The sequence below is a fragment of the Luteimonas sp. 22616 genome (assembly GCF_052044325.1).
Classification (GTDB): domain Bacteria; phylum Pseudomonadota; class Gammaproteobacteria; order Xanthomonadales; family Xanthomonadaceae; genus Luteimonas.
This window is the reverse complement of sequence record NZ_JBQEMW010000002.1, coordinates 492,713-509,903: the sequence shown is the minus strand read 5'-3', so window position 1 is coordinate 509,903 and position 17,191 is coordinate 492,713. Positions and strand designations below refer to the sequence as shown.

The following is a 17,191-nucleotide window of genomic DNA, read 5'->3' as shown; positions in this document are numbered from 1 at the left end:
ATCCACCCCACCTTCGTAGGAGCGCGGGGGCGGCTTTCAGGCGCCGTTCGCCGTCGCCGCCTCGGGCAGCTCGATCACGAAGCGTGCGCCGCCGCCGTCGCGGTCCTCGTACCAGAGCTGGCCGCCAGCGTTGCTGACGATCTGCCGCGCCAGCGACAACCCCAGCCCGCTCGACAGGCCACCGGCCGGATCCACGTCGCTCAGGCGCGAGAACGGCTTGAACAGCTCGCGCTGCCGCGTCGCGGGAATCCCCTTGCCGCGGTCTTCCACCAGCAGCTGCCAGAATCCCGGCGCGCTGCTGCGCACAGAGATCTCGATGTCGCTGTCGGGCGCGTACTTCATGGCGTTGCTGACCAGGTTTTCCGCGACCTGGCGCAGCACCAGGTCGTCGATCGCCACGGGCCGGCACTGCGCCGGTGCCTGGACATGCAGCCGCAGGCCGCGGCCTTCGAGCTGCAGGCCGTAGCGATGCGACAGCCAATCGAGCACTTCGGGCAACGGCGCAGCGGCCGCGCGGGCTTCGGCATCCTGCCGCGACAGCAGGCCGTCGGCCTGCGCCTCGAGGTAGCGCCGGATGTAGCCGAGTGCGTCGTTGGCGCTGTCGTGGATCATCTCCAAGTAGCGCGGGATGCGCTCGGGCCGGGTGCCGTTGTGGATCAGGATGTCGCTGGCGAACAGCACGCTGGTCAGCGGATTCTTGAGGTCGTGCGCGACCAGGTTCACCAGCTCCTGGCGTTCACGCGCGACGCGTTCGAGGCGGTCGCGGGTCTGCTTCAGGCCGACGTGCGCGTTGACCCGTGCGAGCAGTTCCTCGGGCATGAATGGTTTGGTGACGTAATCCACGGCGCCGGCGTCGAACGCGCGCAGCAGCAGTTCGCGGTCGTGCGCGGCGGTGAGGAACACCACCGGCAGGCGCAGCAACTCGGGCCGCTGCTTGATCTGTTCGAGCAGGGCGAAGCCATCCATGCCGGGCATGATCATGTCGAGCAGCATCAGGTCGGGCGTCTGCTCGGAAGCGATCGCCAGCGCTTCCTCGCCGCTGTCGGCGGTGATGACCTCGTAACCGTGGCGCGAAAGCAGGGTGCTGACCACCCGCAGGTTGGCCGCCTGGTCGTCGACCACCAAGATGCTGCCGGACGCGTTGGCCGTCTTGCTCGTCATGCCAGAGTCGTTCCGTTGCCCCAATAGAACTGAATGCGATCTGCCGCGTTGATCACGTTACCAGAATCAATCGATGCAGCCGCGCGGAAAGTTGCGCGCCGACGCAGACAAGCGCTTGAGCCTGAACGAATTCAGGAAAGTGAATCCGGCAACGCGCGCCATTCGCCCGGTGGCAACGCCTGCAGCTGCCAATCCCCGATCGCCACCCGTATCAGTCTCAACGTCGGCAGCCCCACCGCAGCGGTCATGCGCCGCACCTGGCGGTTGCGGCCTTCGGCGATACCCAATTCCAGCCACGCATCGGGCACGTTCTTGCGGAAGCGCACCGGCGGATCGCGCGGCCAGAGCGCGGGCGGCGCATCCAGTTGGCGCGCGCGGGCCGGGCGGGTGCGGCCATCGTTGAGTTCGACGCCATCGCGCAGCGCCTGCAGCTGCGCATCGGTCGGCGTGCCTTCAACCTGCACCAGGTAGGTCTTGCGCAGCTTGTGGCGCGGATCGGTGATCCGGTGCGCGAGCGCGCCGTCATCGGTGAGCAGCAGCAGTCCTTCGCTGTCGTGGTCGAGCCGCCCGGCCGGATAGACGCCGGGCGGCAAACCGAACTCCGCCAGCGTCCGCCGCGGCGGCGTGCCGCGATCGGTGAACTGGCACAGCACGTGGAAGGGTTTGTTGAGGGCGATGAGCATCCTGCGTCAAGTGCGCGCAATGGTTTGCCTTGCACAAGCCGCGCGCGCGGCCTCCGTTTCTGCCTGGTGTCCGGTTACGACTGGGCGGGCTTCACGAACCGCAGCGTCATCCGGTCGCTCTCGCCGATCGCCCGGTACTTCGCGTCGTCGGCGTCTTCGTGTTTGTTGGTCGGCGGCAGCGTCCACACGCCACCGGGGTAATCCTTGGTGTCCTTCGGGTTGGCGTTGATCTCGCTTTGCGCGTCGAGCTTGAAGCCCGCCGCCTCGGCCATCGCGATCACCTGCTGCTGGCCGACGTAGCCGGACTTGTCGTCGTCGCCGACGTCGCCGTTGGCGCGATGCTCGGCAACGCCCAGCACGCCGCCGGGTTTCAGCACCGCGAAGAAGCCGCGGAACATGCCTTCGGCCTGGCCGTTGGAGCGCCAGTTGTGGACGTTGCGGAAGGTCAGCACCCTGTCGGCCGAACCGGGTGCGCCGAACACCGGCGCGTTCGGGTCGTAGGCAACGACCTCGGCCTTGTCGAACTGCGCCGGCGCGGCGGCGAACTTCGCCTCCAGCCCCGACTTCGATTTTTGCTGGTAGTTGCGGCTGCCGCCTTCCTTGACCGCCATCGGATCGACCACCGCGGCGACGTAATGGCCATCGTCGCGCAGCAGCGGCGCCAGGATCTCGGCGTACCAGCCGCCACCCGGGGTGATCTCGATGACGGTCTGGCCCGGCTTCACGCCGAAGAAGGCCAGGGTTTCGACGGGATGGCGATAGCGGTCGCGCAGGACGTTGTCCGCGTCGCGCCAGCTGCCGGCGACGGCCTGCTGCAGCGCCGCATCGGCATCGGCCTGCGCGGGCACGGCGGCGGCCTGGCCGGTGGTGGCTTGCGCGGCGACCGCCGCGGCGACGGAAACACTCAGGCCCGCGGCCAGCGCGCAGGCAATCAGGACGTGTCGCATGGGGGTTCTCCGGGACGGGAGGCGACAGCGTGCCACATCGGGAAACGGAGGATGACGAAGCGGCATGGTCATTCGCTCGTCTTCTACAACAACGTCCCGCTCAGGATCGCCGAGGCGATGCTGAAATAGATCACCAGCCCGGTGACGTCGACCAGGGTGGCCACGAACGGCGCCGACGCGCTGGCCGGGTCGAAGCCCAGCCGCTGCATCGCGAACGGCAGCATCGAGCCCGACAGCGAGCCGAACGTGACGATGCCCACCAGCGCCGCGCCCACGGTGGCCGCGATCAGCATCCAGTGCACGCCGTAGTCGTGGAAGCCGGCCAGCTGCCAGACCGCGATGCGCACGACGGCGATGACGCCGAGCAGGGTACCCAGCAGCAGCCCGGTCGGCACTTCGCGCAGCGCCACCCGCCACCAGTCGCGCAGGCGCACTTCGTGCAGCGCCAGTCCGCGGATCAGCAAGGACGTCGCCTGCGAGCCTGAGTTGCCGCCCGAGCTCATGATCAGCGGGATGAACAGGGTCAGCACGATCGCCTGCGACAGCGCGCCCTCGTAGTGCTGCATCGCGCTGGCGGTGAGCATCTCGCCGAGGAACAGCGCGCACAGCCAGCCGGCACGCTTGCGGATCATGTGGCCGAAGCCGATCTGCATGTAGGGCTTTTCCAGTGCCGCCATGCCGCCGAACTTCTGCACGTCCTCGGTGGTCTCGGCGATCATCGTGTCGATGATGTCGTCGACGGTGACGATGCCCAGCACGTGCCCGGCCTCGTCCACCACCGGGATCGCCAGCAGGTCGTGGCGGCGGATGAGGCGCGCGATCTCCTCCTGGTCGAGCAACGGTGCCACCGTCACCGGCGCGGTTTCCTGGGCGACGTCGAGGATCGACGCGCCGGGATCGCCGCTGATCAAGCGGCGCAGGCTGACCATGCGCAACAGGGCGTGGGTCTGCGCATCGAGCACGTAGATCGCGTACACGGTTTCGCGCGAGCGTTCGACGTGGCGGATGTGCGCCAGGGTCTCGGCGACCGTCCAGTGCGCCGGCACGCTGACGAACTCGGTGGTCATCAGGCTGCCCGCGGTGCCCGCCGGGTAGTGCATCAGCTTGCGGATCGACGCCAGTGTGCCCGCGCCCAGGCGCCCGACCAGGGTCGCGCGGGTGGCGTCGTCGAGTTCGACGAAGACGTCGGCCGCGCGGTCGTCGGCCATGCCGTCAAGCAGGCGCGCGGCGACATCTTCGGGCAGCAGCGCGGCGATGGCGCTGGCGTGCTGCAGCTCGGAGCGGTCGAACATGTCGACCACGCGCGGCCACGGCAGGGCGAGCACGGTGGCCACCGCCTGCGCGGGCTCGAGTGCGTTCAGGCGTTCGATGCTGTCGGCGATGTTGAGGCCGGCAAACGGCGCGGCGAGGCGCGCGGCGGCGTCGGTGCCGGAGGTGTTGCGGGGAGGTTCGTTCATGGGCTCACCTGGATGCAGCTGCCGTCATCGGCAGCGCGGTGGGCCCGACCGGAAAGGTCAGTCCACGACGTCCGATGACGGCAGGAACGATCGACTGTGACTGTCGCTGGGCATGGGAAAGGATTCCGGGGAAAGACGCGGACGCGAAGGTGCAAGCGACCGCGGCGCGGCGGCAGTCTGGCCCGTGGGCATCGTGGGGTCAATTGCGCGCACGGACTTCGCGATGCAGCGCGCGCGGGCCCGATGCGGCGGGCCGGCGGGTTCAGTCCGGTTTCCCGGCGTGCGCCAGCGCCACCGCCGGCATCGCCTGGTCCATGTGCGCGGCGTGTTCGCTGGCCTGCCGGTGCAGCCAGTCGCGGAATGCCAGCAGGCCACGATGCGTGGCCGAGCGCGGCGGATACACCAGGTAATGCGCGTAGTCGGTCTTCAGGCGTTCGCGGGTCAAGGCCACCAGCTGCCCGGAATCGAGTAGCAGGCGCGCGCGGGTGATGCGTCCCAGGGCCACGCCGACGCCATCGAGCGCGGCGCGATGGTGGGCCTCGGAATCGTCGAACGAGGCCGCGTAGCGCGCTGGCGGCTGCCCGCCGTGCTGCGCGAACCAGCGGTTCCATTGCCCGTCGGGGTCGCCGAGCAATGGCCAGTCCGACAGGTCCGACGGTGCGGGTTCGCCCATGCGCGCCACCAGCGCAGGGCTCGCCATCGGCACGATCCATTCGTCGAACAGGGGCTCGGCGGTCACGTCCGGCCACTGCCCCAGACCAATGCGCAGGGCGGCGTCGATCTGCAGTTCGCGGCTGAAATCGACGACCAGCGGGCTCGATTGCAGGCTGAATTCGATCTGCGGATGCGCGGCGAGGAAGCTGCCCAGCCGCGGCACCAGCCACGCCGACGCCATCGACGGCGTCACGCTGACGGTCAGCCGGTTGTCGTGTCGCGCCGCGAACGGCTGCATGGCCTGGCCGATCGCGTCGAGATGGGGCGCGATGCGGTCGAGCAGGCGCTGGCCGTCGGCGGTCAGGCTGACGCCGCGCGAACTGCGCAGCAGCAACTGCTGGCCCAGCCGCTCTTCCAGCCCGCGCATCTGGTGGCTCAGGGCGCTGACGGTGAGATGCAGCGATTCGGCCGCGCGCGACAGGTTGCCCAGCCGCGCCGCGGCAACGAAGCCCTGCAGGGCATGGAGCGGGGCTCGGCTCACGTGGGTTCCCTCGATCGGTTATACTTGAAGCTAATTCAAGAAAAGCTTGCGAAATTGTCGCTTTTCTGCCGGTAATCATGCGCCTATCTTTCATCTCACTCAAGTGAATGCAGGGATATGCCATGAACATCTACACCGGATTGCTGTTCCTGGACGGGCATATCGCCGACGCCAGTCTCGCCGTCTCGCTGTCGGACGGTCCCCCGGGACCGGACGCCGCGGACGGCGGGCAGGCCGCGCGCGGCCACGCGCCCTCCGGACCCGCCCGCGGCGCGGACCGCCGCCCACTCCCCCAACCCATGCGGAGGCATGCCATGAATCTTTTCCAGACCCTGATGTTCCTCGGCGGACGGCCGATGACCGCCGGCAACAACTACGACATCGGCGAACCCTTTCCCCAGACCTACGGCAATCGCGCCGCTTCCGAGCGCATGTTCAAGCGCCTCGGTGCGCGCAAGCGCGGCGAAGCCGGGCGACAGTCGCAGCCGCGCCCCTGCACCCAGAGCTGAGCCCAGGCGCCACGGGCCGCCTTTGAAAGGCGGCCTTCGAGCGGCCGGCAGGCTGCGGAAGCGGCCCGGCCAGTCATTGCCGATCTCAGGCCGGGGGATCGCGCCGCCGGGTCTTCGAAACGCCCGCGACGATCCCGATGCCCAGCAGCACCACGGCGCCGACCGCAATCCACTGCGTGGACAGGCCCGCCAGTGATGCGCCGTAGGCGAGTCCCCCGATGATGACCAGCATTCCGACCAGGTAAAGCGCGAACGACGACATGCGGCGGCTCCTTGCGATGGAGCCGGGAGCGTAGACAGGCGCGGGTGTGGGATGCATGAAGTCGGAGGGAGCGCGGCGGCGCGGTTGCATCCGGCCGTCCGTGTTTCCTTCCCTTCAAGGGGAAGGCAGGGATGAGGGTTGCGTCGGCAGTTTGCGCGGGCAGGAAACCCATCCCCACCCAACCCTCCCCTTGAAGGGGAGGGCCATGGACTTCGCTGTGCCCGCGCGATCCCCTTCGCTCTTCTCCTTCCCCTTCAAGGGGAAGGCCGGGATGGGGATGGGGTTGCGTCGGCAGCTTGCGCGGCAGTGCCGCGCGCAGACAGTCCGCCCTCACCCCTTGAGGGGGAGGGCTTCATGCTCGATCAGCCGAGCGTCTGCAGGGCGGCGTTGAGCGTGGCGCTGGGGCGCATCGCCGCGCGGGCCTTGGCAACGTCGGGGCGGTAGTAGCCGCCGATGTCCACGTGTTTGCCCTGCACCGCGGCCAGCTCGGCGACGATCCTTGCTTCGTTTTCCGCCAACGCCTTGGCCAGCGGCGCGAAGGTGGCCTTCAGCCCGGCGTCGTCGTCCTGCGCCGCCAGCGCCTGTGCCCAGTACAGGGCCAGGTAGTAATGGCTGCCGCGGTTGTCGATGCCGCCGAGCTTGCGCGTGGGCGACTTGTCGTTGTCGAGGAACTGCGCGTTGGCGGCGTCGAGTGCGTTGGCCAGCACCTTCGCGCGCGCGTTGCCGGTGGTTTCCGACATGTGTTCCAGCGACGCGGCCAGCGCCAGGAACTCGCCCAGCGAATCCCAGCGCAGATAGTCCTCGGCCACGAACTGCTGCACGTGCTTGGGCGCCGAACCGCCGGCGCCGGTCTCGAACAGGCCGCCGCCGGCCATCAGCGGCACGATCGACAGCATCTTGGCGCTGGTGCCCAGCTCCATGATCGGGAACAGGTCGGTGAGGTAGTCGCGCAGCACGTTGCCGGTGACCGAGATGGTGTCCTCGCCGCGGCGGATGCGCTCGAGCGAGAGCTTCATGGCGTCGACCGGCGGCAGGATGCGGATGTCCAGGCCGCTGGTGTCGTGGTCGGCGAGGTAGCGTTCGACCTTGCGCGCGACGTTGGCATCGTGCGCGCGCTGCGGGTCGAGCCAGAACACCGCCGGGGTGTGGCTCAGGCGCGCGCGGGTCACGGCCAGCTTCACCCAGTCGCGGATCGGCGCGTCCTTGGCCTGGCACATGCGCCAGATGTCGCCGGCGTGCACCTCGTGCGTCATCAGCGCGTTGCCGGCCTCGTCGAGCACGCGCACGGTGCCGTCGGCGGGAATGCGGAACGTCTTGTCGTGCGAGCCGTACTCCTCGGCCTTCTGCGCCATCAGGCCGACGTTGGGCACGCTGCCCATGGTCGCCGGATCGAACGCGCCGTTGGCCTTGCAGTCGTCGATCACCGACTGGTAGATGCCGGCGTAGCAGCGGTCCGGGATCAACGCCTTGGTGTCCTGCAGCTTGCCGTCGGCGTTCCACATCCGGCCGGAGTCGCGGATCATCGCCGGCATCGAGGCGTCGACGATCACATCGGACGGCACGTGCAGGTTGGTGATGCCCTTGTCGGAGTTGACCATCGCCAGGCCCGGGCGCTGCGCGTACAGCGCTTCGATTTCCGCGGTGACCTGCGCAGCCACTTCCGCCGGCAGCGACGGCAGGCGCGCGTACAGGTCGCCGATGCCGTTGTTGGGGTCGAAGCCGGCGGCTTCGAGTTCGGCGCGATGCTTGTCCAGCACCGGCTTGTAGAACGCCTCGACCGCGATCCCGAACATGATCGGGTCGGAGACCTTCATCATGGTCGCCTTCAGGTGCAGCGAGAACAGCACGCCCTGCGCGCGCGCATCGTCGATCTGCTCGCCGATGAAACGCGACAGCGCCGCCGCGTCCATCACCGCCGCGTCGATCAGCTCGCCGGCCTGCACCGCGATGCCGGTCTTGAGCATGTGGCGGCGGCCGTCGCTGCCTTCGAGTTCGATGCGCACCGAACCGGGCTGCGCGATCTCCACCGACTGCTCGCTGCCGTAGAAATCGCCGCCGTCCATGTGCGCGACGTGCGACTTGCTGTCCGCGCTCCACGCGCCCATGCGGTGCGGATGCTTGCGCGCGTAGGCCTTCACCGAGGCCGGTGCGCGGCGGTCGGAGTTGCCCTCGCGCAGCACCGGGTTGACGGCGCTGCCCTTGGCGCGGTCATAGCGCGACTTGGTCTCGCGTTCGGATTCGTCCCGCGGCTCGTCGGGATACGCCGGCAGCGCGAAGCCCTGCGCCTGCAGCTCGGCGATCGCCGCCTTGAGCTGCGGCACCGAGGCGCTGATGTTGGGCAGCTTGATGATGTTGGCTTCCGGCGTGGTGGCCAGCTTGCCCAGTTCGGCGAGGTCGTCGGCAACCCGCTGCTCCTCGCGCAACGCCTCCGGGAACTGCGCCAGCAGCCGCGCGGCCAGCGAGATGTCGCGGGTCTCCACCGCGATGCCGGCGGTGGCGGCGTAGGCCTGCACGATCGGCAGCAGCGACTGCGTGGCCAGCCAGGGCGCTTCGTCGGTCAGGGTGTAGAGGATCGTCGGGGTTTCGGACATGTCGTGTCGGCTCGCTTGCGGGAGATTGCGGATGGCGGATCCGGGCGCACGGAATCGCGGTGAAGGCATTCCGCGCTGATCGGCGCAGTGGCGCGCGGATCGGGCCCGCCATTGTCGCCCGCGGCCCGGGTGCGGGCAAAGCGGCGTGGCGGATCGGTGTGTCGCGTGGACCGGCCGGGATGCCGGCGGCGAACAGGGTGCCGTCCGCATCGCGTCTTTCCGGCGGCGCAAGGGGGTTCGCGTTCGATCGCGGCCGCGCCGGATAAAGAAACGCCCGCGCAGGGCGCGGGCGTGGGTGGCTTGCTGGATCCCCGCTGTCGCGGGGATGGCGCGCCGGCAAGGGCGCCCGCGCTACGCGCGGACGCGCCGATGCGTCACTTGACCTCGAAATCCGAGCTCTGCACGACGCTGCCGTCCAGGGAGATCTCGACCTTGTACTTGCCGGCCGGGAGGCCATTGGGCTGCGAGATGTGGAACTCGGTGTCGCCCGGGCCGCTGAGGTTGACGTCCTTGGACTCCTCGTTGACCACCTGGCCGTCCTCGAACGTCCACTTGGCGGCGAGCTTGGCCGGGATGCTGGCGGCCGGGTCGCTGGTGCTGGTGGCCACCGAGGCGTAGATCGTGTCCTTCGGCGCGAATGTGGCCGACGGCGTGGCGACCTTCATGTCGGCGCCCACGGCGTTGCCCAGGCTGACTGCGGTCACCGAAGCGGTGGCGGCCGGCGCGGGTGCGGGCTCGGGCGTCGTCGGGGCCGGTGCCGGCTCGGTGGTGGCCGGCGGCGGCGTCATCGCCGCGTCGTCCTGGTTCTTCTTGCAGCCGACCAGTGCCAGCGAACCGAACAGGGCAGCGGCGATCGCGATATTGAGCGTCTTGCGGGTCATGGAATCTCTCCGTATGGGAAGGGGTAGGCGGAAGCCGGGATGCGGCCGCACCGGGTCAGTCGGCCTGTGCGGGAATCTTCAGCACCTGGCCGGGCTTGATCAGGTCCGGATTGTCGAGCTGGTCGCGGTTGGCCTCGAAAATCTGGTTCCAGGCGTTGGCCTTGCCATAGAACTGCTTGGCGATATGCGACAGCGTGTCGCCCTTCTGCACGGTGTAGGTCTGCTCGCCGATCGATTCCTCGGTGCTGCTGGAGCCACCCTGGACGTTGCTGAAATCGGCCTTGGGCTTCGATGCCGGAGCTTCCGTGCTGCTCGAGCCGCCCTGTACGTTGGAGAAATCGGCCTTCTTGCTGCCACCGCTGGGGGCGAGCGACAGCGAATCGGGGTCGTTGGGATTGTTGGGGTTGCTCATGGGGCCTCCTGTGCCGCGTTTGCGGACGGCAGCGTCCCACGGAGACTGTTAAGAAAATATCGCGTCGCGGAAAAGGCTGAAGCGCCCGTTCATTGCCGCAGGTCGCGCGCAGCGGTTGGCGCATTCATCCCGGGCAGGGTGCGCCAGGGATTGATGTCGAGGCCGCCACGGCGCGTGTAGCGCGCTTCCACCGACAGTGTTTGCGGGCTGCAGCGCGCCAGCACGTCGACGAAAATGCGTTCGACGCACTGCTCGTGGAACTCGGCGTGCTCGCGGAACGACACCAGGTAACGCAGCAGCCCGGCGCGATCGATGCGCGGCCCGCGATAGGCGATGCGCACGCTGGCCCAGTCCGGCTGGCCGGTGACCGGGCAGTTGGACTTGAGCAGGTCCGAACGCAGGATCTCGTCGACCACGGCCGAGTCGTCGGCGGCGAGGAACGTCGGATCGGGCGCGTCGTAGGCGTCGCAGTCGAGTTCGATCGCATCGATCGACACCGCATCGTCGTGGCCGGCGGCTCGCGTGTCGATGGGCGGCAGCCCGAACACGACCTCGACCGGCGCGCCGGCGGCCTGCGAGAGGTCGTCGGCGATGCGCTGGCGCACCGCCGGGGCATCGTCGAACCGCGCGGCGTTGAGCGAGTTGAGGTAGAGCTTGAGCGACTTGGATTCGATCAGCTGCGGCGATTGCGCCGGCACCGTGATCGTGGCGGTGGCGACGACCGGCTTGCCGCGCGCGTCCAGCCAGCCCAGCTCGTAGGCATGCCAGCGGTCCTTGCCGACAAAGGGCAAGCCGCCGTCGCCCAGGCCGAGGCCGGCGCGGCCGTGCGCGCGCGGGATCGGGAACAGCAGCGTGGGATCGTAGCCGCGGGGATAGTCGACCGCGCGGCCGAGCGGAAGGTCTGTGGACGCCATGTGGCGATTTTACGCGGATACGGGCGCAGGAAACGGAGTGTGCGGTTGGCGGCGAGGCGTCATCGTGCGCATCGCTTCGCAACGGATCGAACCACCATGCTGACCTTCCACGACTACCTGCCGTCGCAGAACGCCTGGAAGGTGCGCCAGTTGCTGCACCATCTGCAGCGTCCGCACCGCACCCGATACGTGGGCATCTTTGCCGGCGAAGGCCGGCGCGAGGCATTCCTGCGCCTGAGCCCGACCGGCACGGTGCCGGCGATCGAACTCGACGACGGCCGCGCGCTGGCCGAGTCGAACGCGATCCTGTGCTTCCTCGCCGACGGCACGCGCTACCTGCCTGGAGACGCGTTCGGACGGGCGAAGGTGTGGCAGTGGCTGTCGTTCGAGCAGGAGCGGATCGAAAGCCAGGTGGGCGCGCTGCGCCACTGGACGCTGACCGGCAAGCTGGCCCGACGTGCGCCCGCCCTGGTGGAGGCGAAACGCAACGGTGCGCTGCGCGCGCTGGAGATCCTCGATGCGCAGTTCGCGCAACGCGACTTCATCGCCGGCGAAGCGTACACCATTGCCGACATCGCGCTGTTCGCCTACGCCAGCCGCGCCGACGAGGCCGATGGCCTGTCGCTGCGGCCGCATGCGCACCTGCGTGGCTGGATCGAACGCGTGCGCGCGCAACCGCGGTTCCTCGACGAGACGTTCGGGTACTCGATCGATCCGCATTCGGCGAACGAGCTGCCATAGGTTGCCGGCCCCGTGCAGGAGCGGCGGAAGCCGCGACCGCGGTTTGCGATCGGCAACAGGTCGCGGCTTCCGCCGCTCCTGCGGGAGGGGTCAGGTCTGCGCGGCGCCGTTGAGATAATCCAGCGTCACCTGCAGCATCGCGCGCAGGCCGATGTCCAGCGACGACTCGTCGAGCAGGAACTTCGGCGAATGGTTGCTCGGCGCGGTCGCCGGGTCGGTGCCCTTCGAGGTGGAGCCGACGAAGAAGAACATCGACGGCACTTCCTTCGCGTAGTACGCATAGTCCTCGGCGCCCATCTGCAGCGGCGGCTCGTAGACGTTGCCGGCGCCAACCACCGCCTGCAGGCTCGGCAGCATGCGCGCGGTCAGCGCGGGATCGTTGACGGTTACCGGATTGCCGGCCCGGTCGGGCACGTTGGCCTCGGCGGTCGCGCCGTGCGCGGCGGCGACGTGCTGCGCGACGTTCTTCAGGTCGGTGAAGATGTCCTGGCGCATGCCCTCGTCGAAGCTGCGGATCGTGCCGACCATCTCCACGCTGTCGGGGATGATGTTGTAGCGGATGCCGCCGTGGATCGCGCCGAAGGTCACCACCGCCGGCAGCTTCGAAATGTTGGTGCGGCGGCTGACGATGCTCTGCGTGGTGGAGATGAGGTCGGCGCTGGCGACGATCGGGTCGATGCCGTTCCACGGCGCCGAACCGTGCGTCTGGCGGCCGGTCACGGTGATGTTGAAGCGGTCCGACGCCGCCATCAGCGGCCCGCCGCGCACCGCGATCTGCCCTGCCTGCACAGACGAGAACACATGCAGCCCGAACATCGCATCGGGCTTGAAATCCTGGAACAGGCCGTGCTTGAGCATCAGCGAGGCGCCGCCTTCCTCCTGGCCCGGCGCGCCCTCCTCCGCGGGCTGGAACACCAGCATCACCTCGCCGGGCAGCTCGGCCTGCATCGCCACCAGCGCATCGGCCACGCCGAGCAGGATCGCGGTATGGGCGTCGTGGCCGCAGGCGTGCATCACCCCGGTCTGCTGGCCATTGAAGGTGGTGGTGACTTTCGACGCGAACGGCAGGCCGGTCTGTTCGGTCACCGGCAGCGCGTCCATGTCGGCACGCAGCGCGACCTTCGGCCCGGGCCTGCCGCCCTTGATGATCGCGACCACGCCGTGGTGGGCGACGCCGGTGCGCGGCTGCAGGCCAAGTGCGCGCAGGTGTTCGGCGACCTTGGCCGAAGTGCGCTCTTCCCGGTTGGACAGCTCCGGGTGCGCGTGGAAGTCGCGGCGCCACTCGACCACCGGCTGCAGCAGCTTCTGCGCAGCGGCGGCGACCTCGGGGCGCTGTGCCGGCGCGGCGTCCTGGGCGACGGCCGACAGGGGACCGGCAAACAGGGCCAACAGCAGGGGACTGATGCGGTGGGCAAGGCGCATGGCGGGGATCCTTCGACGGGAATGGCGTCGATGCTACCCCGGGAGCGGTGGCACCACGGTCGGCCGGCCGCGCGCATCGAGCGCGATCATCACGAAACGCCCGCGCGTGCACAGTTCGCGCTCGCCGCTGAGCAGGTCTTCCGCAACCAGCTCCACGTCCACCTGCATCGAACTGCGCCCGACCCCGGCCACGCGGGCAATGGTCTCCACCAGTTGCCCCTGGCGGATCGGCAGCCGGAAATCGACCTGCTCCGAACGCGCCGTCACCACCGACCGCCGGGCATAGCGCGACGCGGCGATGAACGCGGCCTTGTCCATCCACGCCAGCGCCTGGCCGCCGAACAGCGTGCCGAGATGGTTGGTGTGGTCGGGGAAGACCATTTCGAGCAGGCGGGCTTCGGTGGGTGCGGGGTCGGACATGGGGGACTCGCTAGAGACAGGTTTCGGTGGATTCCGTGGGCGCGGCTGAAGCCGCGCCCGCAAGTGGTCAGAACGCGTGGTCGAAGCCGACCTCGCCCTGCACGCCCACCTGGTAGGCCGACACGCGGCGCTCGAAGAAATTGGCCAGTTCCTGCACGTCCTGCAGCTCCATGAACGGGAACGGGTTGCGCGCGTTGAAGTGCTTCGGCATGCCCAGCTGCGCCATGCGCTGGTCGGCGCAGTACTCCAGGTACTGGCGCATGTCCTTGATCGACAGTCCGGCAACGCCGCCGCTCAGGGTGTCCTCGGCGAATGCGACTTCGCAGTCCACCGCCTCGGTCATCATCTCCACCACCTGCGCCTTGAAGGCGTCGTCGACCAGGTCCGGCTCTTCCTCGCGCGCGGTGCGGATCACCTCGAACGCGAACGCCATGTGGCAGCTCTCGTCGCGGAACACCCAGTTTGTGCCCGATGCCAGTCCGTGCAGCAGCCCGCGCGAACGCAGGTAGTACACGTAGGCGAATGCGCCGAAGAAGAACAGGCCCTCGATGCAGCCGGCGAAGCAGACCAGGTTGAGCAGGAACTGGCGGCGCTGCTCGCGGGTCTCGATGCGTTGGAGGTCCTGCACGCTGTCGATCCACTTGAAGCAGAACTCGGCCTTGCGCCGGATCGACGGGATGTTCTCGGTCGCGGCGAACGCCCTGGCGCGCTCGTTCGGGTCCGGCAGGTAGGTGTCGAGCAGGGTCAGGTAGAACTGCACGTGCAGTGCTTCCTCGTACAGCTGCCGCGACAGGTACATGCGCGCTTCGGGCGCGTTGATGTGCTGGTAGAGGTTGAGCACCAGGTTGTTGGAGACGATCGAGTCGCCGGTGGCGAAGAACGCGATCAGGCGTTCGATCAGGTGGCGCTCGGCTGGGCCGAGCCGGGTTTTCAGGTCGGTGGTGTCGAGCGAGAAGTCGACCTCCTCCACCGTCCAGGTGTTGCGGATGGCGTTGCGGTACATCTCGTAGAACTGCGGGTAGCGCATCGGGCGCAGGGTGAGCTCGAAGCCGGGGTCGAGCAGGAGCTGGCGGTTGTGGGTGGACATGGTGGTCTTCCTGGTTGCCTTTTTCTGGCCCCTCTCCCGCGTGCGGGAGAGGGGTTGGGGTGAGGGTGCAGCTTTTCGAAAAGCGCCCTCATCCGCCCTTCGGGCACCTTCTCCCGCAAGCGGGAGAAGGGCTGGGCGACTGCTGCGCGGCTACTGGCAGGCCTCGCAACTCTCCGGATTCTCAAGCGAGCAGGCGACGGCTTCGGCCGGGGTGTACTCCTGCTTCGCAAGCACGCCGTCCGCACTCCCCACCGTCGCCTTCGCGATCCTCGTCGCCGGCCGCGAGCGCAGGTAGTACGTGGTCTTGATGCCCTGTTTCCACGCATGCATGTACATCGACGACATCGCGCCGATGTTCGGGCTCTCCATGAACAGGTTGAGCGACGCCGACTGGTCGATGAACGCGCCGCGGCCGGCGGCCATGTCGATCAGCGAGCGCATGGGGATCTCCCACGCGGTGCGATAGATCGCGCGCAGCGGTGCGGGCAGCTGCGACAGGCCCTGCACCGACCCTTCCGCGTGCTTGATCGCGTCGCGTGTTTCCGGCGTCCACAGGCCGAGCTTCTTCAATTCATCGACGAGGTAGCGGTTGACCTGCAGGAAATCCCCGGACAGCGTCTCGCGCTTGAACAGGTTGGACACCTGCGGCTCGACGCACTCATAGCAGCCGGCGATCGAGGCGATGGTCGCGGTCGGCGCGATCGCGATCAGCAGCGAGTTACGCAGGCCGTTGGCCTGGATGCGTTCACGCAGGCTGTCCCAGCGCTCGCGGTCCTGCGGTACCACGTCCCAGGCGTCGAACTGCAGCTCGCCGCTGGCCGCGCGCGTATCGGCGAATGCCGGGTGCCGGCCGCGTTCCTGCGCCAGTTCGCAGGAAGTCTCCAGCGCGAAGTAGTAGATGGTCTCGGCGATCCTGGCCGACAACGCGCGCGCGGCTTCACTGTCGAACGGCAGCCGCAGCTTGAAGAACACGTCCTGCAGGCCCATCACGCCCAGGCCCACCGGGCGCCAGCGCAGGTTGCCGCGGCGCGCGGATTCGATCGGATAGAAATTCAGGTCGATCACGCGGTCGAGTTGGCGCACCGCGAGGCGCACCGTTTCGGCGAGCTTGTCGAAATCGAACGCGCTGTCTTCGTCGAAATGGTGCGAGAGATTGATCGAGCCGAGGTTGCACACTGCGGTCTCGTCGGCGGACGTGACTTCCAGGATCTCGGTGCACAGGTTCGACAGGTGGATGACGTTGCCGGTCCTGGCAGTCTGGTTGCTGGCGCGGTTGCACTTGTCCTTGAACGTCATCCAGCCGTTGCCGGTCTGCGCCAGCGTGCGCATCATCCGCAGGTACAGTTCGCGCGCCTTGATCGTCCTGACCGCCTTGCCCTGCGCCTCGGCCTGTTCGTAGACGCGCTCGAAGGCGTCGCCGAACAGGTCGGTCAGCTCCGGCACCTTGCTCGGGTCGAACAGCGACCAGTCGGCATCCATCTCGACGCGCCGCATGAACAGGTCGGGGATCCAGTTGGCGAGGTTGAGGTTGTGGGTGCGACGTGCGTCATCGCCGGTGTTGTCGCGCAGTTCGAGGAATTCCTCGACATCCGCGTGCCACGGCTCCAGGTACACGCAGGCCGCGCCCTTGCGCTTGCCGCCCTGGTTGACCGCCGCGACCGAGGAATCCAGCGTTTTCAGCCACGGCACGATGCCGTTGGAATGGCCGTTGGTGGACTTGATCAGCGAGCCGCGCGAACGCACGCGGGTGTAGCTCACGCCGATGCCGCCGCTGAACTTCGACAGCTGGGCGATGTCGCCGTACTTCTGGTAGATCGATTCCAGCGAGTCCTGCGGCGAGTCGAGCAGGAAGCACGACGACAGCTGCTCGTGGGTGGTGCCGGCGTTGAACAGCGACGGCGAGCTTGGCAGGTAGTCGAGGCTGCCCATGCGCCGGTACAGCGCCAGCGCCTCGGGCACGTCCTCGCTCAGCGCGCAGGCGATGCGCAGGAAGAACTGCTGCGGCGTCTCGATCACCTTGCGCGTGTGCGGATGGCGCAGCAGGTAGCGGTCGTACAGCGTGCGCAGGCCGAAGTAGTCGAAGCGCAGGTCGAGCGACACGTCGATGGCATCGTTGAGCTTGCGCGCATTGGCCTGCACGAAGCCGAGCAGGCGCTCGTTGATCAGCCCGACATCAAACCCGCGCGCGACCGACTGCGAGAACGCGTGGATCTCCTGGCCGGCGACTTCCTTGGCGATGACGCCGGCGAGCAGGCGCGCGGCGAGACGGCTGTACTCGGGTTCCTCGGCGGTCAGCAGCGCGGCGGTGCGGATCGACAGCTCGTCGAGTTCGCGCGTGCTCGCGCCGTCGTACAGGCCGGAGATCGTGCGCGTGGCCACGCGCATCGGATCGACCGCGTGCAGTCCCTCCGCGCAGCGCTGCACCGCGCGCACGATCTTGTTGAGGTCGACCGGTTCACTGCCGCCGTTGCGCTTGTTGACGCGCATCGCGGTGGCGGTGGGGGGCGGG

The 17,191-nt window shown here is 68.4% G+C and carries 16 protein-coding genes; 2 read left to right on the top strand and 14 right to left on the bottom strand.

Going from position 1 to position 17,191, the window contains the following annotated elements; genetic code table 11:
• Positions 1-36: 36 nt before the first annotated feature.
• The 5 genes from ACTJIL_RS14695 to ACTJIL_RS14675 form a co-directional block, all read right to left on the bottom strand.
• Positions 37-1,161, bottom strand: coding sequence for a hybrid sensor histidine kinase/response regulator (locus tag ACTJIL_RS14695; RefSeq protein ID WP_440756354.1), 1,125 nt, complete (start codon positions 1,159-1,161; stop codon positions 37-39).
• 131 nt (positions 1,162-1,292) lie between these two features.
• Entirely contained in the window at positions 1,293-1,844 is a 552-nt protein-coding gene (locus tag ACTJIL_RS14690; RefSeq protein ID WP_440756353.1) for a pseudouridine synthase, read from the bottom strand.
• A gap of 74 nt (positions 1,845-1,918) precedes the next feature.
• A complete protein-coding gene (locus ACTJIL_RS14685) occupies positions 1,919-2,791 on the bottom strand; it encodes a class I SAM-dependent methyltransferase (RefSeq protein ID WP_440756352.1) in 873 nt (290 codons plus the stop codon).
• Between the two features lie 83 nt (positions 2,792-2,874).
• Positions 2,875-4,248, bottom strand: a complete 1,374-nt coding sequence (gene mgtE, locus ACTJIL_RS14680; protein ID WP_440756351.1) for a magnesium transporter — start codon at positions 4,246-4,248, stop codon at positions 2,875-2,877.
• 262 nt (positions 4,249-4,510) lie between these two features.
• A complete protein-coding gene (locus ACTJIL_RS14675) occupies positions 4,511-5,443 on the bottom strand; it encodes a LysR substrate-binding domain-containing protein (RefSeq protein WP_440756350.1) in 933 nt (310 codons plus the stop codon).
• A gap of 122 nt (positions 5,444-5,565) precedes the next feature.
• Between ACTJIL_RS14675 and ACTJIL_RS14670 the strand changes: the two genes are divergently transcribed.
• Entirely contained in the window at positions 5,566-5,952 is a 387-nt protein-coding gene (locus ACTJIL_RS14670) for a hypothetical protein (RefSeq protein WP_440756349.1), read from the top strand.
• An 85-nt stretch (positions 5,953-6,037) separates the two neighbouring features.
• Here ACTJIL_RS14670 and ACTJIL_RS14665 read toward each other — a convergent pair whose 3' ends face one another.
• The 5 genes from ACTJIL_RS14665 to queF form a co-directional block, all read right to left on the bottom strand.
• The gene (locus ACTJIL_RS14665; RefSeq protein ID WP_440756348.1) at positions 6,038-6,214 is read right to left on the bottom strand and encodes a hypothetical protein; all 177 of its coding nucleotides are present in this window, start codon (positions 6,212-6,214) and stop codon (positions 6,038-6,040) included.
• 362 nt (positions 6,215-6,576) lie between these two features.
• Positions 6,577-8,805, bottom strand: coding sequence for an NADP-dependent isocitrate dehydrogenase (locus tag ACTJIL_RS14660; RefSeq protein ID WP_440756347.1), 2,229 nt, complete (start codon positions 8,803-8,805; stop codon positions 6,577-6,579).
• Between the two features lie 374 nt (positions 8,806-9,179).
• Positions 9,180-9,686 (bottom strand): hypothetical protein, encoded by a 507-nt coding sequence (locus tag ACTJIL_RS14655; RefSeq protein ID WP_440756346.1) that lies wholly within the window; start codon positions 9,684-9,686, stop codon positions 9,180-9,182.
• 55 nt (positions 9,687-9,741) lie between these two features.
• Entirely contained in the window at positions 9,742-10,098 is a 357-nt protein-coding gene (locus ACTJIL_RS14650; protein ID WP_440756345.1) for a LysM peptidoglycan-binding domain-containing protein, read from the bottom strand.
• A gap of 89 nt (positions 10,099-10,187) precedes the next feature.
• Positions 10,188-11,012, bottom strand: coding sequence for an NADPH-dependent 7-cyano-7-deazaguanine reductase QueF (queF, locus tag ACTJIL_RS14645; protein WP_440756344.1), 825 nt, complete (start codon positions 11,010-11,012; stop codon positions 10,188-10,190).
• Positions 11,013-11,108: 96 nt separating this feature from the next.
• On the opposite strand from queF, the gene ACTJIL_RS14640 reads away from it, so the two are divergent.
• Positions 11,109-11,753: a glutathione S-transferase family protein gene (locus tag ACTJIL_RS14640; protein WP_440756343.1), complete on the top strand. Its 645-nt coding sequence runs from the start codon at positions 11,109-11,111 to the stop codon at positions 11,751-11,753.
• Between the two features lie 90 nt (positions 11,754-11,843).
• On the opposite strand, the gene ACTJIL_RS14635 is transcribed toward ACTJIL_RS14640, so the two are convergent.
• From ACTJIL_RS14635 to ACTJIL_RS14620, 4 genes are all read right to left on the bottom strand, one after another.
• Complete coding sequence (locus ACTJIL_RS14635; RefSeq protein ID WP_440756342.1) at positions 11,844-13,175, bottom strand: amidohydrolase; 1,332 nt, start codon at positions 13,173-13,175, stop codon at positions 11,844-11,846.
• Between the two features lie 33 nt (positions 13,176-13,208).
• Positions 13,209-13,595, bottom strand: coding sequence for an acyl-CoA thioesterase (locus ACTJIL_RS14630; protein ID WP_440756341.1), 387 nt, complete (start codon positions 13,593-13,595; stop codon positions 13,209-13,211).
• 67 nt (positions 13,596-13,662) lie between these two features.
• Positions 13,663-14,682, bottom strand: coding sequence for a ribonucleotide-diphosphate reductase subunit beta (locus ACTJIL_RS14625; RefSeq protein WP_440756340.1), 1,020 nt, complete (start codon positions 14,680-14,682; stop codon positions 13,663-13,665).
• Between the two features lie 150 nt (positions 14,683-14,832).
• Positions 14,833-17,169 (bottom strand): ribonucleoside-diphosphate reductase subunit alpha, encoded by a 2,337-nt coding sequence (locus ACTJIL_RS14620; RefSeq protein ID WP_440756637.1) that lies wholly within the window; start codon positions 17,167-17,169, stop codon positions 14,833-14,835.
• Positions 17,170-17,191: the final 22 nt, after the last annotated feature.